The sequence below is a fragment of the Candidatus Mycobacterium wuenschmannii genome (genome assembly GCF_030252325.1).
Taxonomy (GTDB): domain Bacteria; phylum Actinomycetota; class Actinomycetes; order Mycobacteriales; family Mycobacteriaceae; genus Mycobacterium; species Mycobacterium wuenschmannii.
Map to the genome: position 1 here is coordinate 4,826,073 of NZ_CP126981.1, position 23,401 is coordinate 4,849,473.

At 66.9% G+C, this 23,401-nt stretch carries 25 protein-coding genes, 1 pseudogene and 1 riboswitch; of the genes and pseudogenes, 12 read left to right on the forward strand and 14 right to left on the reverse strand.

The genetic code is table 11. The annotated features are described in order from the left end of the window. Window positions 1-94: 94 nt before the first annotated feature. The 3 genes from PT015_RS23260 to PT015_RS23270 are packed head-to-tail and all read right to left on the reverse strand — an operon-like array spanning window position 95 to window position 992. Window positions 95-451, reverse strand: coding sequence for a hypothetical protein (locus tag PT015_RS23260; RefSeq protein ID WP_285187580.1), 357 nt, complete (start codon window positions 449-451; stop codon window positions 95-97). After that, complete coding sequence (locus tag PT015_RS23265; protein WP_285187581.1) at window positions 448-621, reverse strand: hypothetical protein; 174 nt, start codon at window positions 619-621, stop codon at window positions 448-450. Before PT015_RS23265 ends, PT015_RS23260 begins: the two co-directional genes overlap by 4 nt. Further along, window positions 621-992 (reverse strand): hypothetical protein, encoded by a 372-nt coding sequence (locus PT015_RS23270; protein WP_285187582.1) that lies wholly within the window; start codon window positions 990-992, stop codon window positions 621-623. Before PT015_RS23270 ends, PT015_RS23265 begins: the two co-directional genes overlap by 1 nt. 137 nt (window positions 993-1,129) lie before the next feature. On the opposite strand from PT015_RS23270, the gene PT015_RS23275 reads away from it, so the two are divergent. Continuing rightward, window positions 1,130-1,696: a helix-turn-helix domain-containing protein gene (locus tag PT015_RS23275; protein WP_285187583.1), complete on the forward strand. Its 567-nt coding sequence runs from the start codon at window positions 1,130-1,132 to the stop codon at window positions 1,694-1,696. 299 nt (window positions 1,697-1,995) lie between these two features. After that, window positions 1,996-2,316, forward strand: coding sequence for a DUF1508 domain-containing protein (locus PT015_RS23280; protein WP_285187584.1), 321 nt, complete (start codon window positions 1,996-1,998; stop codon window positions 2,314-2,316). 145 nt (window positions 2,317-2,461) lie between these two features. On the opposite strand, the gene PT015_RS23285 is transcribed toward PT015_RS23280, so the two are convergent. Further along, window positions 2,462-2,698, reverse strand: a complete 237-nt coding sequence (locus PT015_RS23285) for a hypothetical protein (protein ID WP_285187585.1) — start codon at window positions 2,696-2,698, stop codon at window positions 2,462-2,464. A 333-nt stretch (window positions 2,699-3,031) separates the two neighbouring features. On the opposite strand from PT015_RS23285, the gene PT015_RS23290 reads away from it, so the two are divergent. The 5 genes from PT015_RS23290 to PT015_RS23310 are packed head-to-tail and all read left to right on the forward strand — an operon-like array spanning window position 3,032 to window position 7,701. Beyond that, window positions 3,032-5,770 carry an ATP-binding protein gene (locus PT015_RS23290; RefSeq protein ID WP_285187586.1) on the forward strand — a complete coding sequence of 913 codons (2,739 nt, stop codon included), beginning with the start codon at window positions 3,032-3,034 and terminating at the stop codon, window positions 5,768-5,770. Continuing rightward, window positions 5,767-6,183: a roadblock/LC7 domain-containing protein gene (locus tag PT015_RS23295; protein WP_285187588.1), complete on the forward strand. Its 417-nt coding sequence runs from the start codon at window positions 5,767-5,769 to the stop codon at window positions 6,181-6,183. Before PT015_RS23290 ends, PT015_RS23295 begins: the two co-directional genes overlap by 4 nt. A gap of 6 nt (window positions 6,184-6,189) precedes the next feature. Continuing rightward, complete coding sequence (locus PT015_RS23300) at window positions 6,190-6,573, forward strand: DUF742 domain-containing protein (RefSeq protein ID WP_285187589.1); 384 nt, start codon at window positions 6,190-6,192, stop codon at window positions 6,571-6,573. Next, the gene (locus tag PT015_RS23305; RefSeq protein WP_285187590.1) at window positions 6,554-7,156 is read left to right on the forward strand and encodes a GTP-binding protein; all 603 of its coding nucleotides are present in this window, start codon (window positions 6,554-6,556) and stop codon (window positions 7,154-7,156) included. The genes PT015_RS23300 and PT015_RS23305 overlap by 20 nt, the downstream gene beginning before the upstream one ends. Further along, complete coding sequence (locus PT015_RS23310) at window positions 7,156-7,701, forward strand: pentapeptide repeat-containing protein (RefSeq protein ID WP_285187591.1); 546 nt, start codon at window positions 7,156-7,158, stop codon at window positions 7,699-7,701. Before PT015_RS23305 ends, PT015_RS23310 begins: the two co-directional genes overlap by 1 nt. On the opposite strand, the gene PT015_RS23315 is transcribed toward PT015_RS23310, so the two are convergent. Both PT015_RS23315 and PT015_RS23320 read right to left on the reverse strand, forming a co-directional pair. Beyond that, complete coding sequence (locus PT015_RS23315) at window positions 7,698-10,307, reverse strand: FHA domain-containing protein (RefSeq protein WP_285187592.1); 2,610 nt, start codon at window positions 10,305-10,307, stop codon at window positions 7,698-7,700. The two genes, PT015_RS23310 and PT015_RS23315, sit on opposite strands and share 4 nt — an antisense overlap. A 10-nt stretch (window positions 10,308-10,317) precedes the next feature. After that, entirely contained in the window at window positions 10,318-11,514 is a 1,197-nt protein-coding gene (locus PT015_RS23320) for an NADH:flavin oxidoreductase (RefSeq protein WP_285187593.1), read from the reverse strand. Between the two features lie 49 nt (window positions 11,515-11,563). Between PT015_RS23320 and PT015_RS23325 the strand changes: the two genes are divergently transcribed. Together PT015_RS23325 and PT015_RS23330 are read left to right on the forward strand one after the other, a co-directional pair. Beyond that, window positions 11,564-12,409 (forward strand): bifunctional methylenetetrahydrofolate dehydrogenase/methenyltetrahydrofolate cyclohydrolase, encoded by an 846-nt coding sequence (locus PT015_RS23325; RefSeq protein WP_285187595.1) that lies wholly within the window; start codon window positions 11,564-11,566, stop codon window positions 12,407-12,409. A 2-nt stretch (window positions 12,410-12,411) separates the two neighbouring features. Next, window positions 12,412-12,684 (forward strand): DUF3017 domain-containing protein, encoded by a 273-nt coding sequence (locus PT015_RS23330; protein ID WP_285187596.1) that lies wholly within the window; start codon window positions 12,412-12,414, stop codon window positions 12,682-12,684. 2 nt (window positions 12,685-12,686) lie between these two features. Here the strand turns inward: PT015_RS23330 and PT015_RS23335 are convergent. Beyond that, a pseudogene (locus PT015_RS23335) lies at window positions 12,687-13,040 on the reverse strand (DUF732 domain-containing protein); the annotation flags it as partial. Window positions 13,041-13,168: 128 nt separating this feature from the next. On the opposite strand from PT015_RS23335, the gene PT015_RS23340 reads away from it, so the two are divergent. Beyond that, window positions 13,169-14,530 (forward strand): HNH endonuclease signature motif containing protein, encoded by a 1,362-nt coding sequence (locus PT015_RS23340; RefSeq protein ID WP_285187597.1) that lies wholly within the window; start codon window positions 13,169-13,171, stop codon window positions 14,528-14,530. Here PT015_RS23340 and PT015_RS23345 read toward each other — a convergent pair. The 4 genes from PT015_RS23345 to PT015_RS23360 are packed head-to-tail and all read right to left on the reverse strand — an operon-like array spanning window position 14,527 to window position 18,075. Further along, complete coding sequence (locus PT015_RS23345; RefSeq protein WP_285187598.1) at window positions 14,527-14,841, reverse strand: DUF732 domain-containing protein; 315 nt, start codon at window positions 14,839-14,841, stop codon at window positions 14,527-14,529. The genes PT015_RS23340 and PT015_RS23345 overlap by 4 nt on opposite strands. A 14-nt stretch (window positions 14,842-14,855) precedes the next feature. Beyond that, the gene (locus PT015_RS23350; RefSeq protein ID WP_285187599.1) at window positions 14,856-15,587 is read right to left on the reverse strand and encodes a class I SAM-dependent methyltransferase; all 732 of its coding nucleotides are present in this window, start codon (window positions 15,585-15,587) and stop codon (window positions 14,856-14,858) included. After that, a complete protein-coding gene (gene metX, locus PT015_RS23355; protein WP_285187600.1) occupies window positions 15,584-16,723 on the reverse strand; it encodes a homoserine O-acetyltransferase MetX in 1,140 nt (379 codons plus the stop codon). Before metX ends, PT015_RS23350 begins: the two co-directional genes overlap by 4 nt. Before the next feature lie 11 nt (window positions 16,724-16,734). Then, window positions 16,735-18,075, reverse strand: a complete 1,341-nt coding sequence (locus PT015_RS23360; RefSeq protein ID WP_285187601.1) for a bifunctional o-acetylhomoserine/o-acetylserine sulfhydrylase — start codon at window positions 18,073-18,075, stop codon at window positions 16,735-16,737. Window positions 18,076-18,115: 40 nt separating this feature from the next. Beyond that, window positions 18,116-18,236: riboswitch (SAM riboswitch) on the reverse strand. A gap of 151 nt (window positions 18,237-18,387) precedes the next feature. On the opposite strand from PT015_RS23360, the gene PT015_RS23365 reads away from it, so the two are divergent. Then, entirely contained in the window at window positions 18,388-20,625 is a 2,238-nt protein-coding gene (locus tag PT015_RS23365; protein ID WP_285187603.1) for an NADP-dependent isocitrate dehydrogenase, read from the forward strand. Between the two features lies 1 nt (window position 20,626). Here PT015_RS23365 and PT015_RS23370 read toward each other — a convergent pair whose 3' ends face one another. Together PT015_RS23370 and PT015_RS23375 are read right to left on the reverse strand one after the other, a co-directional pair. Beyond that, complete coding sequence (locus tag PT015_RS23370) at window positions 20,627-21,667, reverse strand: LLM class F420-dependent oxidoreductase (protein ID WP_285187604.1); 1,041 nt, start codon at window positions 21,665-21,667, stop codon at window positions 20,627-20,629. 20 nt (window positions 21,668-21,687) lie between these two features. Further along, the gene (locus tag PT015_RS23375; RefSeq protein ID WP_285187605.1) at window positions 21,688-22,110 is read right to left on the reverse strand and encodes a nuclear transport factor 2 family protein; all 423 of its coding nucleotides are present in this window, start codon (window positions 22,108-22,110) and stop codon (window positions 21,688-21,690) included. 111 nt (window positions 22,111-22,221) lie between these two features. On the opposite strand from PT015_RS23375, the gene PT015_RS23380 reads away from it, so the two are divergent. Continuing rightward, window positions 22,222-22,791 (forward strand): PadR family transcriptional regulator, encoded by a 570-nt coding sequence (locus PT015_RS23380; RefSeq protein WP_285187606.1) that lies wholly within the window; start codon window positions 22,222-22,224, stop codon window positions 22,789-22,791. Here the strand turns inward: PT015_RS23380 and PT015_RS23385 are convergent. Further along, window positions 22,767-23,333, reverse strand: a complete 567-nt coding sequence (locus PT015_RS23385; RefSeq protein ID WP_285187608.1) for a TetR/AcrR family transcriptional regulator — start codon at window positions 23,331-23,333, stop codon at window positions 22,767-22,769. The genes PT015_RS23380 and PT015_RS23385 overlap by 25 nt on opposite strands. Window positions 23,334-23,401 lie beyond the last annotated feature (68 nt).

The following is a 23,401-nucleotide window of genomic DNA, read 5'->3' on the forward strand; positions in this document are numbered from 1 at the left end:
GCCCACCGTTCGAAGCCTCGGTCGTCGTAGGCGACCAGAGAGTGTGGCGCCGAAGTCCCGCGCTCTGGTGAGTTCCCTTCGATCGCTGCGGCTTTCACTTCTGCGGCTCCCGCATGACGCCGTGCGCCGCCTCCCACGCATCCCGTATGACTCGGGTGATGCTGTGGTCGTTGGCGACCATCCGCCACTGCGGTCCTGCGTAGAACGCGATCCGGATCGGATAGTCGGGGTTGTACTCGCCGGGGGGTTGTTCCCACTCGGCGAGAAGCAGCAACCCGAACTGGCGGACGTACGCCTGGGCACGCTGCCACGAGTCGTCGCTGTCCATCGACAGCGGCCCGCGCTCTACCCACAGATGCGTTCCGCCGGCGTCAGCCGACACATGGATCTGGTCGACGGGGTTGTCCTCCAGAATCACTGCCATCCGCATCCCGTCACGGTCGTAGTTCACCCCTCTCGCCGACCCATCTTCTCCATCAGCGCGGCCAATTCCTTTGCGCCGTCGCCGGTTATCACGTCCAACAGTTCTTGAATGCTGTTGCCGTGGACCTCGACCCGAGGGGCGTCCGGTCTCTGGCCGCCCCGAAAGGTCAGAACGAACTTGCTGTCGGTGTCAGTCATCACGCCGCCACCTCGTAGACCGTCAGCTCGGCACGGCCGAACACCATGACGCCGGAGTCAGCCAACTCACGGGACAGGTCACCGGGAACTAGTCCCTCGGTGAAGTCGGCCAGCCGCTTGTAGCGCGGGCCGTCCAGCTCATCGTGGTCCCGTAGTTGAACGCTGCGGTAGGTGAACGCCCGGCGGGTACCTGTAGCCCGCTCAGTCACCCACCCGGCGAACAGCCAATGCGGCTCGCAGATCGCCAGCTCGATACCGATGCCCCGGACGGTTCCCGGCTGCGCCGAGCCTCGGGGCGGGTAGCCGGCCTCGTCGAGCGCGTCCCACGCCGCCGTCTCGGCGAAGTGCAAAAGTCTTTCTACCGTGTCCATGTCTGCTCTTTCTGTCGATGTGCCCTGACCGCTACTAGCCCGTCCAACATATGCTTGGCAGGCCGTTAGTGCGTGACCGACGTTACATCGTTGCTAACGCTTTGGTCAACCCATGTCGGCCAAGGTAGTATCGACTCATGGCGGGCAGGCAAAACCCCAAAGTGGTTATCGAGCAGCGGATCGGCCCCTGGCAAGTCGCCCTGGCGTGGCCTGACGATGCGGACCAAGGCGGGCCAGTTGAAATCTCGATTAAGCCCTACGCCGATGCCACCGACGATGAATTGATCGGCGGACTCTCGTCTACCGTTCTGCGGCATATCGACTTTCGGGCTGCCCGTGAGAAGTGGGTGGCGATCAAAGCTCATGGCCTTGACCGGCCTGACGGATTGGCAACGCTCCGGGACGCTCAACTGCGGAAGGTGTTAGAACGCGATGGGGTCACCGACACATATCTGGCGCTTCTGGCGAACGCTTACATTCAGTTGACCCGAGCGGGTGAGAGCTCGGTGTCCAAGCGGCTCGCGGAGGCAACCGGAAGATCCCCTGACACGATCAAGCAACACCTACATCGAGTCCGCAAAGAGGGAATGCTGACGGCAATCTCGGGCAAGGCAGGCGGACTCCTCACCATGAAGGCGGTCGAGATCATCCGCGCCGCAGGCGCCGCGCAACGCAAACGCGATGAGGCCGGCTCCGCCTCCTAGCGCTGGATTGTGTGTGAGCGGCCGGGCAGTTTCAGCAAAAAATACTAAGAGTGTGATTTAGCACTCGATCCGGTCGGGTGCTAAGGGTACGATCTCCTCAGCGCAGCAAGCCCCAGGTCCATGCCTGGGAGGCTCGGGTTCCTGAGGCTTGTGCTTCTACTTGGAGTGTAGAAAGCCAAGCTAACAGGAAACAATGTGTCGTGGAAGGATTTCCAGCACATTGTGACCAGGGTTTCACCTTGCCGCGTTGCTGGTCGCGCCCAAATTGGGCCCGACCGTAAACGGAAGGATACTGAAACGTGTTGACCTTTAAGGCCGACTACGACCGAGGGGGCCACCCAAGTTGGTGGCTCACAAGCAGCAACGGCGAAGAGGTTGGGTGGGCAGGGCAATCCTTCGCCTCGCTCAGCAGTGCCAAGCGTGCGGCGGAGTCATTCAAAGCGGGCGCCGCAACCGCTAGGTACGAGGTGTACAAGGACACCGGCGGCCACTACCGCTGGCGTGCGTGGAGGTCGAGCGACAAGGTCGCCTCTTCGGGCGAGTCGTTCTACAGCGAGTTCAACGCCAAGCGCGCAGCTGAGAACGTCCGAGTCAACGCCAGGACGGCTGTAGGGCCGTAACGCCGATCACGCGAAACACCCCCTGGGCGAAAACCCAGGGGGTGCTCCGTGTCGTGCGGCTCTAGTGAGCGGGGCCGGGTGGTGGCCATGACCGTCGTCGGCCTCTTTCGGCCGGCTTGTCCACGACGGCCGGGGGCGCGTCGGGCTAACCAATCGAGTAGCGCGGCGGCGCGGGCGTAATCCCGGCCTGCTTCTCTAGCGCAACGAGACGATTTTCGATCTCCATCAAGTTGCCGACAACGACGGCGACGACCACTTTCGCGGTCTCGTCGGGGGAGACGTTGGCGGCGGTCGCTCGTGCGACCATCGTCTGGATGTTTCGCGAGAGATTCAGCTCTTCCGGGATGTCCAAATTGAGGAAACGCTCTAGTTGCTCAGCCATCCTCTCAACGTATAGACGGCATCTGACAACCTGCCCTGTCCAGCTTTCTGCGCTTCGTCATGCCCGAGGAGAAAAACAGCAGCCTGAACACAACACACGGTAACCGGAATTAGTTTGCTCGGTCACGTCAGGCCACGTCTGAGGGACGTCGGTGAACTCTGTCTGTTCAGTAAGAATTCTGGTCACACCAGCCACAGCCTGGCATACTCGCTGAATTGCCAGGCGTATATCGCTTGCCCGTCGCTCGGGGTGAGCGCAATTAGCAGGAAGTCCCATGAACGACGCGCTAACACTGCGATTCAGCGGAGCGGACGCTAACACCGCGCTAGTCCAGTGACCATCTTTGCCCGTGCCACGCGGGCCCGCTCGTCGTCGAAGAATCCGGCCGCGGATGGCGAAGGCGTCGAATCCGCGTCGATGAAACGGCCCCCGTCCTGGTCGCTGCGCAATTGGCCGGTCCGATGGAAAATCGTCGCCATTGTCGCGGTGCCTTTGGTGCTGGCAATGGTGTTCGGTGGATTTCGCATTGCTGCAGCGCTGAACGACGCGCACCGGCTCCGTCTGGCCGCCGACCGGGCCGAGATGGTTCCGGCAATCGCCAAATACATGTCGGCGCTCGACGTCGCTTTGCTGGCCAGTTCGACCGGCGGTGACGCCGAGGGGGCCAAGAAGAACTTCGACGCCCGCCGGAACGAACTCGAGGCCCGGCTGCGCGGAACCGACGTCGCGCCCGACGTGAGCGCCGGCGTCGACGCCATTCTGGACGGCGGGCAGTCGTTGCTGGACAACGTCGCGTCGAACACGCTCGGCCTGCGGCCGCGAGTGACCACCTACGCGCCGATTCTGTTGACCGCCGAGAACGCGATCGACGGTTCGGTGCGCGTCGACAACGAGCAGATCCGGGCCGAGGCGCAGGGCCTGAGCCGCGCGATCGGGGCCCGCGGCCAGATGATGATGCAGCAGGTGCTGATCGGGCGGGGTGCCGATCTGCCCGAACCCGAACTGCGGACGTCGATGATCACGCTCGCCGGAACCGAGCCGTCGACCCTGTTCGGGATGGCCGAGGTACTCGGCGTCGGTTCGCCGGAGGCCAAGTCGCTGCAGCAGCAGATGGTGACCCGGATGGGCCTGATGTCGGACCCGGCGCAGAAGCTGGTCAACAATCCGGGCTTGCTGAAGTCGGTGCAGACCACCGACAGCATCGCCGCGAAGATCATCGAGGACATCAGCGCGAAGGTCACCAAGGCCGTCGAGGGGCAGGCGCACGAGCGGCGCAACGCGGCGATCCGCGACACCGTGCTGGTGCTGTCCGCTATCATCGCCGCGCTGATCCCCGTGTTGCTTGTCGCCAGGTCGCTGGTCCGGCCGCTGCGCGTGCTGCGCGACGGCGCGCTGAAGGTGGCCCACGAGGACCTCGAGCGCGAAATCGCCCGGGTCCGCGCCGGTGACGAGTCGCCGCCTCAGCCGCTGCCGGTGCACACCACCGAGGAGATTGGCCAGGTCGCGCACGCCGTCGACGAATTGCACACGCAGGCACTGCTTCTGGCTGGCGACGAGGCGCGGTTGCGGCTGCTGGTCAACGACATGTTCGAGACGATGTCGCGGCGCAACCGGTCGCTGGTCGACCAACAGTTGTCGCTCATCGACCGCCTCGAGCGCAATGAGGAAGACCCCGAGCGCCTCGACAGCCTGTTCCGGCTGGACCACCTGGCCGCCCGCATGCGGCGCAACGGCTCGAACCTGCTGGTGTTGGCGGGCGCGCAGGGTTCCCGCGGCGACCAGCGCACCAGCGTCCCGCTGTCGTCGGTCATCCACGCCGCCGCCTCCGAAGTCGAGGACTACCGCCGCGTCGAGACGTCGATGGTGCCGGACTGCACGCTCTCCGGCGCCGCGTCCGGCGACATCGTGCACCTGCTCGCCGAGTTGATCGACAACGCGCTGCGCTACTCGCCGCCGGCCTCGCCGGTCCGGGTGTCGGCCGGGTTCCGCAGCGACGGCGCAGTCCTGCTGCAGATCGTCGACGTCGGCTTGGGCATGACCGACGGCGACCGCCGAATCGCCAACATGCGGTTGCGTGCCGGGGGAGAGGTCAGCCCCGACAGCGCCCGGCACATGGGCCTTTTCGTGGTCGGCCGGTTGGCGGACCGGCATGGGATCCGGGTGCGGTTGCGCGGGACCTCACTGGAGGAAGCGCGGTCGGGGTCGACGGCTGAGGTCTACCTGCCGGCGACGGTGCTGGCGGGCGCCGACGCGGGAAAGGCGCCGCCGAGCGAGCCCGAAGCCGCGGCGCCGACCGTCGCCGCCGTGCCCGCCCTGCCGGTCGACGAGCCGGACTACGTGGCCGACCTCGCCCCCGAGGAGGACACCGGCGACCGCAGCGGCTCGCCCGCGACCGAGTCCTCGGTCAGCCTGCTGCCGCGGCGACGGCCCGGAGGCAGCGGCATCACCGGCGGCCCGGCCGCGCTGCCGGCGGAAGACGCCGAACCGGTACCGGAAAGGCCCGCGGCACAGCCGGTTTCGAACACGTCGTCGTTCTTCGGTTCTCGGGTCCGGTTCAACAAGGAGAGCCGCAAACGGCCGGAACCGGAAGTGCCGCCCGTCCCGCAACCCGAGCCCGAGGCCGAGGACGTGTGGGCCGCTGAAACCCCTGCGCCGGTGGCCGCCCGTCCCGCCGAAGACGATCTGATCTACCAGCGGATGCTTTCCGAATGGCTGGTCGATCCGACCGACTTGGCGCAGAGCCCGGATCTCGATTGGCAGTCGGTGTGGGACCGCGGCTGGTCGGCCGCCGCCGAGGTGGACAACACCCCGGTGCAGACCCACACCGAGCAGGGCCTGCCGGTGCGCGACCCCGGCGCCCGCCTGGTGCCCGGCGGCGCCCGCGACGAGCAGAATGGCACCGCGCACCACCGCGCCGGCGACGAGAACGGAACGACCACCAACGGCGGGCACGCCCAGCCGCCCGCCCGCGACCCTGAGGCCATCCGCGCCTCGATGAGCAGCCATTTCGGCGGCGTCCGCGCTGGACGCGCCCATGCCCGCGACAACGATCAAGGATCCGATCCCGAATGACCTCTGGCCACCACCCCGCTGGCTCCGACAATTCACTGGACTGGCTGGTGTCGAATTTCGCCCGCGAAGTCCGCGGAGTCTCGCACGCGATCCTGGTGTCGGTCGACGGGTTGCTGATGGCGGCCAGCGAGCGCCTGCCCAAGGAACGGGCCGACCAGCTTGCCGCGGTCTCGTCGGGCCTGGCCAGCCTCGCCAACGGCGCCGCGCAGCTGTTCGACGGCGGCCAGGTGCTGCAGTCGGTGGTGGAGATGCAGAACGGCTACCTGCTGCTGATGCAGGTCGGTGACGGCTCGCACCTGGCGACCCTGGCCTCGACGTCGTGTGACATCGGACAGATCGGCTACGAGATGGCCGTCCTCGTCGAGCGGGTGGGCAACGTCGTGCAATCGACCCGACGCGCCCCGACACGGTAACCGCGCATGGACAACCGAGAAGGCCCGCACTTCGAGCCGCCGCCCCCGGAGGCGAGCCTCGTTCGCCCGTACACGCTGACTGCCGGCCGGACGAAGGCAACCGTCGAGATCCCGCTGGAAGCGCCGGTGCAGGCGCTGCAGTCGGCGATGTTCCATCGGTGGCCGCTGCACGACGTCCGCGGCAGGATTGTGCAACTGTGCGTCAAGAGCCCGTCGGTCGCCGAAATATCGGCCCGGCTGGATTTGCCGCTGGGTGTCACGCGCGTGTTGGTCGGCGATCTGGTGACTTCGGGTTACCTTCGAATCAATCGGACGTTGACCGAACGCTCCACCCGTGATGAACGCCGCGAACTGATAGGAAGGACGCTCCGTGGCCTACGAGCGCTTTGACGCGGGGTCCGCCCCGCAGCCGAAGTCGCGCGATACCGCGTCCACGAAGATCGTCATCGCCGGTGGATTCGGTGCGGGCAAGACAACTTTCGTCGGTGCGGTGTCGGAGATCATGCCGCTGCGTACCGAGGCGATGGTCACCGACGCATCCGCCGGTGTCGACATGGTCGACGCCACCCCGGACAAGAAGACCACCACGGTCGCCATGGATTTCGGTCGGATCACCCTGGACGAGGATTTGGTGCTCTACCTGTTCGGGACGCCCGGGCAGCGCCGCTTCTGGTTCATGTGGGACGACCTGGTGCGCGGCGCGATCGGCGCGGTGATCCTGGTGGACTGCCGGCGGCTGGAGGACTGTTTCGCCGCGGTCGACTTCTTCGAGCACCGCAACCTGCCGTTCCTCATCGCCGTCAACGAATTCGATGGCACACCAAGGTATCCCGCGGCCGAAGTGCGCAAGGCGCTGACGCTGCCTGCCCATGTCCCGGTGATAAACGTCGACGCCCGCGATCGCCGATCGGCGACCGACGCCCTGATCGCGGTCAGCGAGTACGCGCTGGCGAGTCTGTCGCCCACCGCGTAGTGGATTGGAGCGATAGCGAATTCGTCGGCCGTGACTTTCGCGACGACGACCTCAGTCGGCTGCGCACCGAACGGGTGGTGTTCACCGAATGCGATTTCCGCGGCGTCAACATGGCCGAGTCCGAGCACGTGGGGTCGGCGTTCCGCAACTGCTCGTTCAACCTGACGACGCTGTGGCACAGTACTTTTCGTCAGTGCAGCATGCTGGGCTCGGTCTTCGTACGCTGCCGGTTTCGGCCGCTGACGCTCGATGAGGTCGACTTCACGCTGACCGTGCTCGGCGGAAATGACCTGCGCGGCATCGACTTCAGCGGTTGCAGGCTGAGGGAGGCCAACCTGGTCGAGGCCGACCTGCGCAAGACCGTGCTGCGCGGCGCCGACCTGTCCGGCGCCCGGACCACCGGAACCCGGCTGGACGAGGCGGACCTGCGCGGCGCGCGGGTGGACCCGTCGCTGTGGACGACGGCGTCGCTGACCGGGGCGCGCATCGACGTCGAGCAGGGCCTGGCCTACGCCGTCGCGCACGGATTGCGGCTGGACGCCTAGCGTTTCAGCCGGATGCTCCACCGCACGTAGCCGGCGTAGGCCAGTGACAGCGCCAGCAGCATGCCCAGGTCGAAGAAGAAGATGTGCTGGGAGTGTTGCCAGATCGGGTCGTTGGTCGGAATCTGCTTGACCTTCACCAGGCTCGGGAAGTCGATCGACGACGCACCAGCGGCGTAGCCCCAACGTCCGGGGGTGATCCACGACAGTTGGTTCAGCCCCGCGCGGCCGGTCACCGGAATCATGCCGCCGGCCAGCACCAGCTGGGACATGATCGTCACCACCAGCAGCGGCATGATCTGCTCGGTCGTCTGCGCCACCGCGGACATCAACATGCCGAGAATGGCTGAGGCGACACAGGTTCCGGCGACGGTGATGAAGAGCGCGAAGGTGGAGTCGCCGAAGAACGGCGGATGCGCTGTGGGAGCACCCTTTCCGAGGCGCACGATGAACGTCGCAATCGCGGCCTGTGTCGTCGCGAAGAGGCAGAACACCGACACCTTCGCCAGCAGATAGGCCGTCGTCGACAACCCGACTGCCTGTTCTCGCCGGAAGATCGGCCGCTCGCCGATCAGGTCTCGGATGGTCAGCGCCGTGCCCATGAACACGGCGCCGATATTGAGCAGCACCATGATGTACTGCGGCTGCGTGGGCGCCAGACCTAATGGATCTGCCGGTCCCAGACCGGGTTTCGGGCCCTTCACGGTCAGCGACAGCGCGCCGATCAGGAACGGCAGCACCGCCAGGAATATCGAGTAGCCCCGGTCGGAGATGACCAGCCGGACCTGTCGTCGGGCGATCGTCGAGAGCTGACGGAACAGGTCGGTGTGCACGGGTTCGCCGAGGTCGGCCGGACTTTGTTTGTCCGGCGGCTTGGCCTCTGACCTCCCGCCGCGTTCCACGAAGCGGCGATTGGCCTCATCCGGGTCGGCGCCGACGTTGGCGAAGATGTCGGCCCAGTTGGTGGTGCCCAGCGCCTCGCCGACCTGGCTCGGCGGCCCGTTGAAGGCCATCCTGCCGCCGGGGGCCAGCAGCAGGATCTGATCGCAGACGTCCAGGTAGGACACCGAGTGCGTGACGACCAGAACCACACGCCCGGCGTCGGCGAGTTGCCGCAGCATGAGCATGACCTGCCGGTCCAGTGCCGGGTCGAGGCCGGAGGTGGGCTCGTCGAGCAGCAGCAGCGACGGCTGGGTCAGCAGCTCGAGGGCGACCGACGCACGCTTGCGCTGACCACCGGACAGCTTGTCGACGCGGGTGTTGGCGTGCTTGGTCATGTCGAGTTCTTCGAGCACCTGCGCGACGACCTGCGCGCGTTCCTCTTTGCTGGTGTCGGGCGGCAACCGCAGCTCGGCCGCGTAGCCGAGTGCCTGGTTGACCGTCAACTGACGGTGCACCACGTCGTCCTGCGGCACCATCCCGATGCGGCTGCGCATCGTCGCGTATTCGGCATGCAGGTCGTGACCTTCGAAGGTCACATTGCCCGAACTGGGCCGGGTGTATCCCGCGATCAGCCGCGACAGTGTCGTCTTGCCCGCACCCGAGCCGCCGATGATGGCCGTCAGGGTGCCGGGGCGCGCGGTCAGCGAAATGCCGTCCAGCAGTTCCTTGCCGTCGATGCGGAAGTGCACCCCATTGACCTCGAGGCCGCCGGTGCGGGTGGCCGCCTCGGTGCGCCGGACCAGGGTGCCGTCGTTGAAGGCGAGGTCGATGTTGCCGATCGTGACGATGTCGCCCTCGTTGAGCACCGCCGACCCGACACGCACGCCGTTGACGAAGGTGCCGTTGACGCTGCTGGCGTCGCGGATCTCGGTGCCCAGCGGCGAGTCGACGAGGAATGCGTGATGGCGCGAGGCCAGCACGTCCTGGATCACGATGTCGTTGTCGTTGGCGCGCCCGATCGTCATCGACCCGGCGGGCTTGTTCGGCGTGGACGAGCCGGGCAGGATCGCCTGGATCATCTTGGTGGCCAGGTTGCCCGCCTCCGGCGGCGTGCTGATAACCGGTGCGGGGCCCATCTGGGTCTTGGGCGCGGCGTCGACCGGTACCGGTGCGGGCTGCCGGATCGGCGGTGGCGCCTGGTGCTGCGGGTAGGCGGGCGGGCGCTGTCCCGGGTGGGGCTGCTGGGGCGGTCCGCCGGGGTATGGCCGAGGGCCCGGTCCGGGCGGCGGTCCCTGCCGAGGTCCCGGCGGCGGACGGTGCGGCTGCTGGGGGCCGGGGCCGGGTCCGGGTCGTAGCGGAGCGCCGGCGCGGGCGATCGGCATCGATGTGGTCTGGGGCGGCCGGCCGGCAACGCCGTCGTGGCGGCCGATCTCGAAGCTGAGCGCCGGGCCGTCGGGGTTGCCGATGTTGACCGTTTGCCCGTCGTGCAGGTCGATCGTCGGGGCGCGCCGGCCGTTGACGTAGGTCCCGTTGAGCGAGCCGTTGTCGATCGCCCGCCAGCGGCCCTGCTCGAAGCGCAGTAATAGGTGCGCCCGCGAGATCAGCGGATGGGTGATGCGCATGTCGGCGCGCAGATCGCGGCCGACCACGATGTCGTGTCCTGCGGCGAACGTGCGTTGGGATCCGTCGTAGCGGACTGTCAGCGCGGGCGGGGCTGCAGAATTCATCGCCCCAACATTAGCTGCTCGGCACGCTGTCCGGGGCTCCGGTGACCACGCAGCGGGTGCGTGTGTAGATCGTCGGCATGCAGCGGTTGCAGTGCGTGCACGCCGAGTGGACGGCGGCGCCGTCGCGGGCGATCCGGTTGATCAGATCGGGCTCGGCCAACAGCGCGCGGCCCATCGCGACGAATTGGAAGCCTTCGGCCATCGCCAGGTCCATCGTCTCGCGATTGGTGATGCCGCCCAACAGGATCAGCGGGATGGTCAGCTCGGCGCGGAACTGCCTGGCCTCGCGCAGCAAGTACGCCTCGCGGTAGGGGTATTCGCGCAGGAACTTGTTGCCGGTCATCCGCATGCCCCAGCGCAGCGGTGGCTTGAAGGCACCGGCAAATTCCTTGAGCGGCGCGTCGCCGCGGAACAGATACATCGGGTTGACCAGCGAGCTGCCCGCGGTGAGCTCGATGGCGTCCAGGGCGCCGTCGCCCTCCAACCACTTTGCGGTGGTGATCGCCTCCTCGACCGAGATGCCGCCGCGCACGCCGTCGGACATGTTGAGCTTCGCGGTCACCGCGATCTGGTCTTTGACCGCTCGTCGGACCGCCATGACCATCCCGCGGGCCACCTTGGCGCGGTTCTCCAGCGATCCGCCGAACTCGTCGTTGCGGCGGTTGATCAGCGGGCTCAGGAACGAGCTGGCTAGATAGTTGTGGCCCAAATGCACTTCCACGGCGTCGAATCCGGCGTCGACAGCCAGCCTGGCCGCGTTGGCGTGGTCGGCGATCACGGTGTCGATGTCGTCGCGGCTGGCTTTCTTGGCGAACCGCATGCCGATCGGGTTGAAGAAGCGGACCGGTGCCAGCGCTGTGGCCTTGTTGGATTTCGCGTTGGCGACCGGTCCGGCATGGCCGATCTGCGCGCTGACCGCCGCGCCCTCGGCGTGGATTGCGTCGGTCAGCTTGCGGAAACCGGGCACGGCCTCCGGACGCATCCAGATGCCGTTGCCTTCGGTGCGGCCGCCCTGCGAGACCGCGCAGTAGGCGACGGTGGTCATGCCGACGCCGCCGGCGGCCGGCAATCGGTGGTACTCGATGAGGTCGTCGCTGACCAGCGCGCCGGGCGTGCGGGCTTCGAAGGTCGCGGATTTGATCGTGCGATTGCGCAGCGTGATGGGCCCGAGCTTCGCCGGTGCCAGCACGTCCGGGGCTTCGGACATGGTCAGGAGCGTACTAGCCGGTGTCGGCTGGCATGCCAGACTGGACGGCGTGGCTGCAATCACGTTGGACGGCAAACTCACCCGCGATGAAATCTTCGTCGACCTCAAGGAGCGGGTCGAGGCGCTGACCGCGGCGGGCAAGACGCCCGGCTTGGGCACCGTGCTGGTGGGCGACGATCCGGGGTCGCAGGCCTACGTCCGCGGCAAGCACGCCGACTGCGCCAAGGTCGGTATCACCTCGCTGCGCCGCGACCTGCCCGCCGACATCACCCAGGCCAAGCTGAACGAGACCATCGACGAACTGAACGCCAACCCCGAGTGCACCGGCTACATCGTCCAGTTGCCGCTGCCCAAGCACCTCGACGAGAACGCGGCGCTGGAGCGAATCGACCCGGCGAAGGACGCCGACGGATTGCACCCGACGAACCTCGGGCGCCTGGTGCTGATGGACCCGGCGCCGCTACCCTGCACGCCGCGCGGAATCGTGCACCTGTTGCGGCGCTTCGACGTCGAGATCGCCGGCGCGCACGTCGTGGTGATCGGCCGTGGTGTGACGGTAGGACGCCCGCTCGGGCTGTTGCTGACCCGTCGTTCCGAGAACGCGACGGTGACGTTGTGCCACACCGGAACTCGCGATCTCGCCGAGCTGACGCGGCAGGCCGACATCATCGTCGCCGGTGTCGGGGTGCCGCACATGCTGACCGCCGACATGGTGCGCCCGGGCGCCGCCGTAATCGACGTCGGCGTGAGCCGGGTCGACGACAAGCTCACCGGCGACGTGCATCCCGATGTGTGGGAGGTGGCCGGGGCGGTGTCGCCGAACCCGGGTGGCGTCGGGCCGCTGACGCGGGCGTTCTTGTTGAGCAACGTCGTCGAGTTGGCCGAAGGCCGGTAGGCATGCGAAGGCTTCGGCCGCAATGGCCGATCGTCGGGGTGGTGCTCATCTATGTGGTGGCATTCAGCTTGGTGGCGGCCAACTTCTGGCGCCGTGGCGCGCTGCTGATCGGCATTGGCGTCGGCGTGGCGGCGGTGCTGCGGCTGGCTCTGAACGACCAACGCGCCGGGCTGCTGGTGGTGCGCAGCAAGGGAATTGACTTCGCCATGCTGGCGACGGTCGCGACGGCGATGGTCTACATCGCGTGGACGATCGACCCGCTGGGGACGCGCTAGACGCCCGGTACCCCGGTTACGCCGTTGCCGCCCAGTCTTTCTGGGCAGTATGTCTGAATTGCGATGGTGGTAAACGCACGCGCCACCTGAGGCGACACGCCGCGCCGCGCGACACCCGACGCGGCCACGGCGAAGCTGCCGCCGGGCTGCTCCAGCATCGGGCAGATCGACTGGCCCACCGCCATCGCATTGCCCGGTTCGCCGTACTCGATGCCGGCGTGGCTGAGTGCGTCGATGAAGTTGTCGTCGCTGGGGTCTGCGCCGCCCGGTATCGAGAGTGCGGTGGCGACGGTGATCAGGCATGCGACGCCCAGCAGTGCCCGGACGGCCAAGGGTTGATTGCTGAGCATCGGCATAGTCACGAACTGTGCTCTACCGCAGTCACATTCAGAGCGCGACGCGGTCAAGGTTCGCGCACATTTGGTTATCCACAGGGTGGCTGCGGTGGGGTGCGGTTGTCGGTGGGCGTCGTTATAATTCGAACATGCGTTCGAGTAGTCAGATTGAGGTGGTCGAGCGTCTCGACGCGCTGCGGGCTGCTTGGAAGAGCGTCGTGGACCTGACCTTCGATGCGCTGACCACACCCGAGCGGCTCAACGTCCTGGAGACCTTCGAGGTGTTCCGCCGCCAGATTCCGGCCGTCGAGCACGCACTCGTCAACGAACTGGCCCGGGTGGAGCCTGAAGTGTTGGGCGGCAAACTGCCCGCCGTGTTGGCCGACCGATTGCGGATCACCCGGGCTGAGGCGTCGCGGCGGATGCACGAGGCCGCCGAACTCGGCGAGCGGACCGCGTTGACTGGGGAGGCGATGGCCCCGGTGCTGGCCGCGACCGCTCAGGCCCAGCGCGACGGGAAGATCGGCGCCGGGCACGTCGCGGTGATCCGGTCGTTCTGGCACCGCATCCCCGACTTCGTCGACGTCGACACCCGGGCCCGCGCTGAAGCCGACCTGGCCCGGCGTGCCGGGGAGCACCGCCCCGACGAACTGTCGCGGTTGGCGCAGAAGTTGATGGACTGCATCAATCCCGACGGCGACTTCACCGACATCGACCGCGCCAAACGGCGCGGGGTGGTGGTCGGCAAGCAGGACATCGACGGGATGTCACCGATCACCGGCTACCTGACGCCGGAGGCGCGGGCGACGTGGGATGCGATGTTCGCGAAATTGGCTGCCCCCGGCATGTGCAACCCCGACGACCTCGAGCCCTGCGTGAGCGGAACGCCCTCGGAGGCGCAGATACAGGGCGACACCCGCAGCCTGGCGCAGCGCACCCACGACGCGCTCGTCGCCGCCGGCCGCGCGCTGCTGGCCTCCGGCGATCTCGGTCAGCACAACGGCCTGCCCACCTCGATCATCGTCACCACGACGTTGCAAGACCTGGAAGCCGGCGCCGGCCGCGGATTGACCGCCGGCGGCACCCTGCTTCCCATGTCGGATGTGATCCGGCTGGCCTCCCACGCGCATCACTACCTGGCGATCTTCCACAACGGCAAAGCGTTGGCGCTGTATCACACGAAGCGCCTGGCCACCCCGGCACAACGCCTCGTCCTCCACGCCAGGGATCGCGGCTGCACCTTCCCCGGCTGCCCTACGCCCGCCGACCGGTGCGAGGTCCACCACGACGACCCCTACCGAAACAACCCCGTCACCGACGTCAACCACCTCACCCTGACCTGCCACCCCAACCACGACATGACCGAAAAAGGCTGGACCACCCGCAAAAACCACCGGTATGAAACCGAATGGATCCCACCAGCCCACCTCGACCACGGCCAACCCCGCACCAACACCTACCACCACCCCGAAAAACTCCTCCGAGACAGCGACGACGACGAGGGGCCTTAGTACGGCAGCGTCTGGGGAAGCAGGTTTGATCTCTCGAGGCAGAAGTTCGCGACTGCCGCGCCAATGACCAGAGCGGACTGATGCATGTTCAGTCCCGCGTTCTCCTGGTTCACCGCGGCGACCAGTGGATCAAAAGCGACCGCAGGCAGTCGATCGCACAACTGCCGGCCGTACGCGGCGTTCGTCGCGGGAAGGCCGGCTGGCACGCCGACCGATTGAACCCCCGAGAGGTAGGCGGCGTCACCGTCGTCGGCATGGGCGAGCGGTGCGGCGCCCACCGCGAGGGCACACAAGAACGCAACGAGTTTCACGCCTCGAAGAATAGCTACGACAGCGTCGCGCGTACGCACACCGTCACATACGGCAACGCAAGCCCGCCCGCGTTGGCCAGGGCCGGATGCGTCGCGAGCAGTTCACGCACCTCACCCAGCACCTTGGTCCGCACCTGGGTCGGTGAGGTGATGCAGTAGCTGCGCGAGGCGACCAAATCGATCAACGCCTGCGGCGTCAGGTAATTCGTCCACTCGACCTGATGGCGCTGCACATCGGTGAACGGCTCCGGCAGCGTCACGTGATCGCGCATCGGATCGCCGTCGCGGCCGATGATGCGGCCGAGTTCGCGCACCCAGCCGGACCGCTCGTCGCGCGTGTTCCACACCAGGCCCAGCCGCCCGCCGGGCCGCAGCACCCGCGCCAGCTCGGGAATCGCGCGGGCCGGGTTGAACCAGTGCCAGGCCTGCGCCACCAGCACCGCGTCAACACTGTTGTCCGCCAACGGAATATCTTCGGCGGTACCCAACAGCGCCGGCGTGCCGGGCAGCGATACGCGCAGCGTCTCCAGCATCTCGGCGATCGGATCGACGGCCACCACGTCCAGCCCCCGCTCGACGAGCCGGCTGGTCAGCTTTCCGGTCCCGGCGCCGAGGTCCAGCACGTCGCGCGCGCCCGACGGCAGCAACCAGTCGATCGCGTCCGGCGGATACGACGGGCGCCCACGCTCGTACGCGGCCGCTTCAGAGCCGAACGACAATGAGCGGGCCTGTGAAGACTGAGTCACCGCGAACACGCACCCTTCGCCGCGGCCAGATCAAGGGTCTCTTGCACCAGCGCCCCAACCGAATCCGTCTCGACCAGGAACCCGTCGTGCCCGTAGATCGAGTCGACCACCCGTAGCCCGTCGCAGCCGGGCAGCAGCGAGGCGAGCTTTTCCTGTAGCCGCAGGGGATAGAGCCGGTCGGAGGTAATCCCACCGACGACCGCCGGCACCGGGCAACCACGCAACGCGGCTTCGACGCCGCCGCGACCCCGACCGACGTCGTGGCTCGACAGCGAATCGGTGAGCACCACGTAGCTGCCGGCGTCGAAGCGCGACACCAGCTTGGCGCCCTGATGCTGCAGGTAGCTCTGCACGGCGTAGCGCCCTCCGGCCGCCGGGTCCTCGTCAGCCTGTGCCTCGTTCGAGAACCGGGTGTCCAGCTCCTCCTCGCCGCGATAGGTCAGGTGCGCGAAACGCCTCGCGATTTCCAGGCCGGCGTCCGGCGCACGGCCGGTGCCGTGATAGTCACCGCCCTGCCAGTTCGGGTCGGCCTTGATCGCCGCGGTCTGGGTGCACTGGGTGCCGATCTGGTCGGCGGTGGCTCGCGCGCCCACCGCCAGCAGCAAACCCGCGCCGACCCGGTCGGGATGGGAGACCATCCACTCCAGCGCCCGCGCACCGCCCATCGACCCGCCGAGCACCGCGGCCACCTCGGTGATGCCCAGGGCGGCCAGTGCCGTCACGTCGGCCTCGACCTGGTCGCGGATCGACACCAGCGGAAACCTTGAGCCCCAGGGTTTTCCGTCGGGTCCGGTCGAGCCCGGCCCGGTTGAGCCGCGGCAGCCGCCCAACACGTTGGTGGACACCGCGCACCAGCGGTTGGTGTCGATCGGGGCGCCCGGTCCGGCGATGCCGTCCCACCAGCCCGGCGTGGGGTGCCCGGGCCCGGCGGGGCCGGTGATGTGCGAGTCGCCGGTCAGCGCGTGCAGTACGACGACGACGTTGTCGCGGGTCGGCGACAGTTCGCCCCAGCGCTGGACGGCGATGCTGACGTCGTCGAGCACCGTGCCGTTCTCCAGCGTCAGCGATCCCACGTCGACGATGCCGACCTCGCCTTCGGCGGGCAGAGTCTGCGTGGGCATGTCAGAGATTGTCACCTGCGGGCCCCTCAGAACGCCGCCGCGGCATGCGGATCGCCGGCTCCGAAGTGCTTGCGGGCGGCGGCGAAACCGAGTTCGAGGTCGGCCACGATGTCGTCGATGCCCTCGATACCGACCGCCAGCCGCACCAACCCGGGGCTGACGCCGGCCGAGAGTTGCTCCGTGGGGCTGAGCTGCGCGTGCGTCGTCGACGCCGGGTGGATCACCAGTGACCGTACGTCACCGATGTTGGCGACGTGGCTGTGCAGCTTCAGCGCGTTGACGAACGCCTTGCCCGCCTCGACGCCACCGGCCAGCTCGAACGACAGCACGGCCCCGGTTCCCTTGGGCGCCAGCTGCTTTCCACGCGCGAACCACGGCGAACTCACCAACCCGGCGTAATTGACCGACAGCACGCCGTCGTGGCGGTCCAGGTACTCCGCCACCCGCTGCGCGTTGGCGACGTGCCGCTCGATGCGCAGGCTCAGTGTCTCCAGACCTTGGGCCACCAGGAACGCGTTGAACGGCGACGCCGCCGACCCCAGGTCGCGCAGCAGTTGCACCCGCGCCTTGAGCGCGAACGCGGGCGGCCCGAGCTCGGCGTAGACCACCCCGTGGTAGCTCGGGTCAGGGGTGGTGAAGCCGGGGAAGTGGCCGTTCGTCCAGTCGAAAGTGCCGCCGTCGACCAGCACGCCGGCGATCGCGGAACCGTGCCCACCGAGGTATTTGGTGGCCGAGTGCACGACGATGTCGGCGCCGTGGCTGATCGGCTGGATCAGGTAAGGGGTGGCGACGGTGTTGTCGACGATCAACGGGACACCGTTGGCATGGGCCACCGCCGAGACGCCCGGGATGTCCAGGATGTCGATCTTCGGGTTGGAGATCGTCTCGGCGAAGAAGGCCTTGGTGTTGGGTCGGACCGCGGCCCGCCACGAGTCCAGATCGTCTGGGTCGTCGACGAAGCTGACCTCGATGCCGAGCTTGGCCAACGAGTAGTGGAAGAGGTTGTAAGTGCCGCCGTAGAGCCGCGGGCTTGACACGATGTGGTCCCCGGCCGCGGCCAGGTTCAGGATTGCGAACGTCTCGGCGGCTTGACCCGAGGACAGGAACAGCGCGGCCACTCCGCCTTCCAGCGCGGCGATGCGTTGCTCGACGACGTCGGTGGTCGGGTTGCCGATCCGGGTGTAGATGTTGCCGGGCTCCTCGAGGCCGAACAGGGCGGCGGCGTGCGAAGTGTCGTTGAAGACGTAGGACGTGGTCTGGAAGATCGGCAGGGCGCGGGCGCCGGTCGCGGCGCACGGCTGCTGGCCCACGTGGATCTGTTTGGTCTCGAACGACCAATTCTCGCTGGAGCTGTCATCGATGCTCATGTGAAGCGTTCCCTGTCTGACTCAGGGGCCCATCACGGCGGACCCGCGCTTGCCGCGTAGCCGCTGCTCGGCTACGAAACCTGGTCCTCACCCGGAGCACCCCACCGCGGTTGGAGGGTTGCCGGCCAGCAAGCCGGGGCTAAACGCTGGCACTCATGACCGAAAAGAAGCTTAGCTTATCAAGGCGATCCGGTGCCAGCCGTCACCTCGACCCCCGATCGAGGTCGACAACAGCGGAAACACCCTTGATAACGTGACAGCCAGATTCACCGCGAACCCCGTCAGGATCTGACCGACACCGGGAGAAACACCGTGAGCGCCGACCAGCCGACCATCATCTACACGCTGACCGACGAGGCGCCCCTACTGGCGACCTACGCCTTCCTGCCGATCGTGCGCGCGTTCGCGGAACCCGCCGGAATCACGGTCAAGACCAGCGACATCTCGGTGGCCGCCCGCATCCTTGCCGAGTTCTCGGACTACCTGACCGACGAGCAGAAGGTGCCCGACAACCTGGCCGAGCTGGGCCGGCTGACCAAGGAACCCGACACCAACATCATCAAGCTGCCGAACATCAGCGCATCGGTGCCGCAGTTGGTCGAGGCGGTCAAGGAGCTGCAGGGCAAGGGATTCAAGATCCCCGACTACCCGCAGAGCCCGAAGACCGACGAGGACAAGGAAATTCGCGACCGGTACACCAAGTGCACCGGTAGCGCGGTGAACCCCGTTCTCCGGCAAGGTAACTCGGACCGTCGCGCGCCCAAGGCGGTCAAGGAGTACGCCCGCAAGCATCCGCACAGCATGGGGGACTGGTCGCAGGCCTCGCGCACCCACGTGGCGACGATGCGGCACGGCGACTTCTACCACGGCGAGAAGTCGATGACTCTGGATCACGCGCGCGACGTGAAGATGGAGCTCAAGACCGACAGCGGCGAGACCTTGGTGCTCAAGCCGAAGGTGTCGCTGCTCGACGGCGACGTCATCGACAGCATGTTCATGAGCAAGAAGGCGCTCTGCGAGTTCTACGAAGCCGAGATGGACGACGCCTACAAGACGGGCGTGATGTTCTCGCTGCACGTCAAGGCCACCATGATGCGGGTGTCGCACCCGATCGTGTTCGGGCACGCGGTGAAGATCTTCTACAAGGAAGCCTTCGAGAAGCACCACGACCTGTTCGAGGAACTCGGCGTCAACGTCAACAACGGCCTGGTCGATCTCTACAACAGGATCGAGTCGCTGCCGGCGTCACTGCACGACGAGATCATCCGCGACCTGCACGCCTGCCACGAGCACCGGCCGGAGCTCGCGATGGTCGATTCGGCCAAGGGCATCAGCAACTTTCACTCGCCCAGCGACGTGATCGTGGACGCCTCGATGCCGGCGATGATCCGCGCCGGCGGCAAGATGTACGGCGCCGACGGCCGCCAGAAGGACACCAAGGCGGTCAACCCGGAGTCCACGTTCTCGCGGATTTACCAGGAGATCATCAACTTCTGCAAGACTCACGGGCAGTTTGATCCGACCACCATGGGCACCGTGCCCAACGTCGGCCTGATGGCGCAGCAGGCCGAGGAATACGGCTCGCACGACAAGACTTTCGAGATCCCTGAGGCCGGTGTCGCCGACATCGTCGACATCGAGACCGGCGAGGTGCTGCTCACCCAGAACGTCGAAGCCGGTGACATCTGGCGGATGCCGATCGTCAAGGACGACCCGATCCGCGACTGGGTCAAGCTGGCCGTCAACCGGGCGAAGAACTCCGGGATGCCGGTGGTGTTCTGGCTGGACCAGGAACGTCCGCACGAGAACGAACTGCGCAAGAAGGTCAACAAGTATCTGGCCGACTACGACACCGAAGGCCTTGACATCCAGACGATGTCGCAGGAGCGGGCGATGCGGCACAGCATCGAACGCGCCATGCGCGGACAGGACACCATCGCGGCGACCGGGAACATCTTGCGTGACTACCTGACCGACCTGTTCCCGATCCTGGAGCTGGGCACCAGCGCCAAGATGCTGTCGATCGTGCCGTTGATGGCCGGCGGCGGGATGTACGAGACCGGCGCGGGTGGATCGGCGCCCAAGCACGTACACCAACTCGTCGAGGAGAACCACCTGCGGTGGGACTCGCTCGGCGAATTCCTGGCCCTCGGTGCGTGTTTCGAGGACATCGGGATCAAGACCGGCAACGAGCGGGCCAAGATCCTGGGCAAGACGCTCGACGATGCGATCGGAAAGTTGTTGGACAACAACAAGAGTCCGTCGCGCAAGACCGGCGAGCTGGACAACCGCGGCAGCCAGTACTACCTGGCGCGGTACTGGGCGCAGGAACTGGCCGACCAGCACGACGACGAGGAACTGCGCAAGCACTTCGCCCCGCTGGCCGAGGAACTGGCCAAGAACGAAGACACCATCATCGCGGAACTCAACGAGGTACAGGGAGAGTCCGTCGACATCGGCGGCTACTACCGGCCCGACGACGAGAAGACCACCGCGGTGATGCGGCCGAGCAAGACGCTGAACGCCGCCCTGGCGGACGTCCGCGACTGACTCAGTCGACCAAACCGCGGAGGGTCTCGATCAGCTTGACCCGCTCGTGGGCGGTCTCGGCGACGGGCACCACGTTCAGTGTGGTGACGCCGGCCTCGCGGAACGCGGCGATGCGCTCCTTGACGAATCCGGGCGTGCCGATCAGCGACACGTCGCGCACCAACTCGTCGGGCACCGCCTTGGCGGCGGCTTCCTTGTCGCCGTCCAGATACAGCTCCTGGATGCGGTCGGCCTGCGCTCCGTAGCCGTAGCGGGTGGCCAGCGTGTGGTAGAAGTTCTTGCCCTTGGCGCCCATGCCGCCGATGTAGAGCGCCAGGTGCGGCTTGACGATCTCGCGCAGCGGCTCGACGTTGTCGCCGATGGCGAGCGTCGGGCCGGCGAACACCTCGAGGTCGCCCAGGGCGGCGTCGCGCTTGGCCTTGCCGGCGTCGAGCGCCTTACCCCAGACGTCGTTGGCCTTCTCGGGGAGGAAGAAGATGGGCTGCCAGCCCTCGGCGAGCTCGGCCGCCAGCTCGACGTTCTTGGGTCCGAGCGCGGCGATCAGGATCGGAATGCGTTCGCGGACAGGCTTGTTGATCAGCTTCAGCGACTTGCCCAGGCCGGTGCCCTGCTCGGCCGGAAGCGGGATCTCGTAGTGCTCACCCTGATACTGCAGCTTCTCGCGCCGCCAGACCTGGCGGCAGATCTCGATGACCTCGCGGGTGCGGGCGATCGGTGCGTCGTAGCGGACGCCGTGGAAACCCTCGATCACCTGCGGGCCGGACGCGCCGAGGCCCAGGGTGTATCGACCGTCGGAGACGTAGTCCAGACCGGCGGCGGTCATCGCGGTCAGGGTGGGCGTGCGGGTGTAGAGCTGCAGGATGCCCGACGCCAGTTCAACCCGCTCGGTGCTGGCGGCCAGGTAGCCGAGCGCGCTCACCGCGTCGAACGAATACGCCTCGGGGACAAAGACAATGTCGAGGCCGGCGCGCTCGAGGTCGGCCACCTCGGCGGCGACCTCTTTGAAGCCGCCCGCGTAGTTGATCCCTAGTCCGATTCGCATGTCTGGCTGCTCCCTAACGCTTAAGCCTGAGCGAACTGGCCGGCCAGTTCGACGGCTTCTTGCTGAATTCTCGGAAATTGTGCGCCCATCGCTTCGGACAAGGCCGTCGCTCCGGAAAGCGGTCGCACCATCACCTTAAAGTCGTCGATCAGGCCGTCCGCATTGACGTGGATGAAGTCGCAGCCGTTGATCGTGACGCCGGGGGCGCCGACGATGCCGGTCTCGAATTCGAGGGCATGCAGGCCGTGCGCGCTGTCGTCGAATTCGCGTACGTAACTGAAGTTTTCGAACACCCGCAGCACACCGCGCAGGATCGCCGCCGTGATCGGCTTGCCCTCGTAGGGCTTGAACGCGACCGGGCTGGTGAACACGACGTCGTCGGCGAGCAGGGCCTGGATGGCGTCTTCGTCGCGATCTTCGACCGCTTTGCGGAACGGATGCATCGGATACCTCGAATGTGTGGAGTTGGGTCTGCTCGACAGTAGAACGTAGACCTCGATATGTCCATAGGTGATTAATCAACTTTTTTACTATCACTGAGATACGATCGACAAATGTCGCTGCGTGACGCCGTGCTGGCCGCCCTGCTGGCGGGGGAGTCGTCCGGCTATGACTTGGCCAAGGACTTCGACGCGTCGGTGGCGAACTTCTGGATGGCCACGCCGCAGCAGCTGTACAAGGAACTCGAGCGCCTCGCCGAGCAGGGCTTGATCCAGGCCCGCGTCGTCGAGCAGGAGCGTCGGCCCAACAAGCGGATGTTCTCGCTGACCGAGGCCGGCTACGAGGCGATCCGCGAGTTCACCGCGCGATCGCCCAAGCCGTCGGCGATCCGCGACGAACTACTGATCAAGGTGTCGGCCTTCGATGTTGGCGATGCGGCCGCCGTGCGCGACCTGATCGCCGAGCGCCGCGACCGGGCCGTGGCGAAAGTCGAACGGTACGAACGGCTTCGGTCGCGGATTCTGGATGGCCGCAGCGAGGACGAGTTCCTCGCCGACGCGCCGCGGGTCGGCCCATATCTGACGCTGCTGCGGGGCATCTCCTACGAGGAAGAGAACGTCCGGTGGGCCGAGCGGGCGCTGGCGATCGTCGAGCAGCGTCAGGGCGCCGGCTCGGTCAGGTAGCGGGCGAGCACGGGGCGCAGCCACTCGACGAGCTGGGCATCGGACATCGAGACCAGCGGTGGGACGCCGAGGATGTAGCGGGCCACTGCGACGCCGAGCAGTTGCGAGCCGACCAGCGAGGCCCGCTCGGCTGCGCGGTCGGGGGTGACAGCCGCCAGCGCGGGCGCCACCTGGCTGACGAACACGGTCAGCAGCGCGTCCGCGGCGGCCCGGTTGGTCGCTGCGGCGCGCAGCAGTGGGAGCAGCGGGCCCTGCGGGCCCCAGGCGTCGACGAACACCGGCAGCAGCACGTCGGCAAGCTGATCGGGCGGGACCCCGGCCAGGTCCGGGAATGTGATGACGAACTGCGACGCCGCCGCGAACAGCCCTGATTTGCTGCCGAAGTAGTGCATGACCAGCGCCGGGTCGACCTCGGCCGCGGACGCGACCGAACGGATTGTGGTGCGCTCGAATCCGTGCATGCCGAACTGGGTTCGGGCGATGTCCAGAATCGCGGCCCGGGTGGCCGGGCCGTCGCGGCCGTCGCGCGCTTTCGAAGGCATGCGCCGCAGTGTATTCAACAACTGTTGACATCGGAGGCGAATCGGCCTAGCTTCGAGTTCAACAGTTG

Excerpts from the sequence above, each read along its gene's own strand:
- PT015_RS23370 (WP_285187604.1), bottom strand. The coding sequence starts at position 21,667 with ATGCGAATCGGACTAGGGATCAACTACGCGGGCGGCTTCAAAGAGGTC.
- PT015_RS23320 (WP_285187593.1), bottom strand. The coding sequence starts at position 11,514 with ATGTCCGAAGCCCCGGACGTGCTGGCACCGGCGAAGCTCGGGCCCATC.
- PT015_RS23265 (WP_285187581.1), bottom strand. The coding sequence starts at position 621 with ATGACTGACACCGACAGCAAGTTCGTTCTGACCTTTCGGGGCGGCCAG.
- PT015_RS23270 (WP_285187582.1), bottom strand. The coding sequence starts at position 992 with ATGGACACGGTAGAAAGACTTTTGCACTTCGCCGAGACGGCGGCGTGG.
- PT015_RS23375 (WP_285187605.1), bottom strand. The coding sequence starts at position 22,110 with ATGCATCCGTTCCGCAAAGCGGTCGAAGATCGCGACGAAGACGCCATC.
- PT015_RS23385 (WP_285187608.1), bottom strand. The coding sequence starts at position 23,333 with ATGCCTTCGAAAGCGCGCGACGGCCGCGACGGCCCGGCCACCCGGGCC.
- PT015_RS23295 (WP_285187588.1), top strand. The coding sequence starts at position 5,767 with ATGACCTCTGGCCACCACCCCGCTGGCTCCGACAATTCACTGGACTGG.
- PT015_RS23315 (WP_285187592.1), bottom strand. The coding sequence starts at position 10,307 with ATGAATTCTGCAGCCCCGCCCGCGCTGACAGTCCGCTACGACGGATCC.
- PT015_RS23330 (WP_285187596.1), top strand. The coding sequence starts at position 12,412 with ATGCGAAGGCTTCGGCCGCAATGGCCGATCGTCGGGGTGGTGCTCATC.
- PT015_RS23275 (WP_285187583.1), top strand. The coding sequence starts at position 1,130 with ATGGCGGGCAGGCAAAACCCCAAAGTGGTTATCGAGCAGCGGATCGGC.
- PT015_RS23285 (WP_285187585.1), bottom strand. The coding sequence starts at position 2,698 with ATGGCTGAGCAACTAGAGCGTTTCCTCAATTTGGACATCCCGGAAGAG.
- PT015_RS23340 (WP_285187597.1), top strand. The coding sequence starts at position 13,169 with ATGCGTTCGAGTAGTCAGATTGAGGTGGTCGAGCGTCTCGACGCGCTG.
- PT015_RS23300 (WP_285187589.1), top strand. The coding sequence starts at position 6,190 with ATGGACAACCGAGAAGGCCCGCACTTCGAGCCGCCGCCCCCGGAGGCG.
- PT015_RS23360 (WP_285187601.1), bottom strand. The coding sequence starts at position 18,075 with ATGAGCATCGATGACAGCTCCAGCGAGAATTGGTCGTTCGAGACCAAA.
- PT015_RS23380 (WP_285187606.1), top strand. The coding sequence starts at position 22,222 with ATGTCGCTGCGTGACGCCGTGCTGGCCGCCCTGCTGGCGGGGGAGTCG.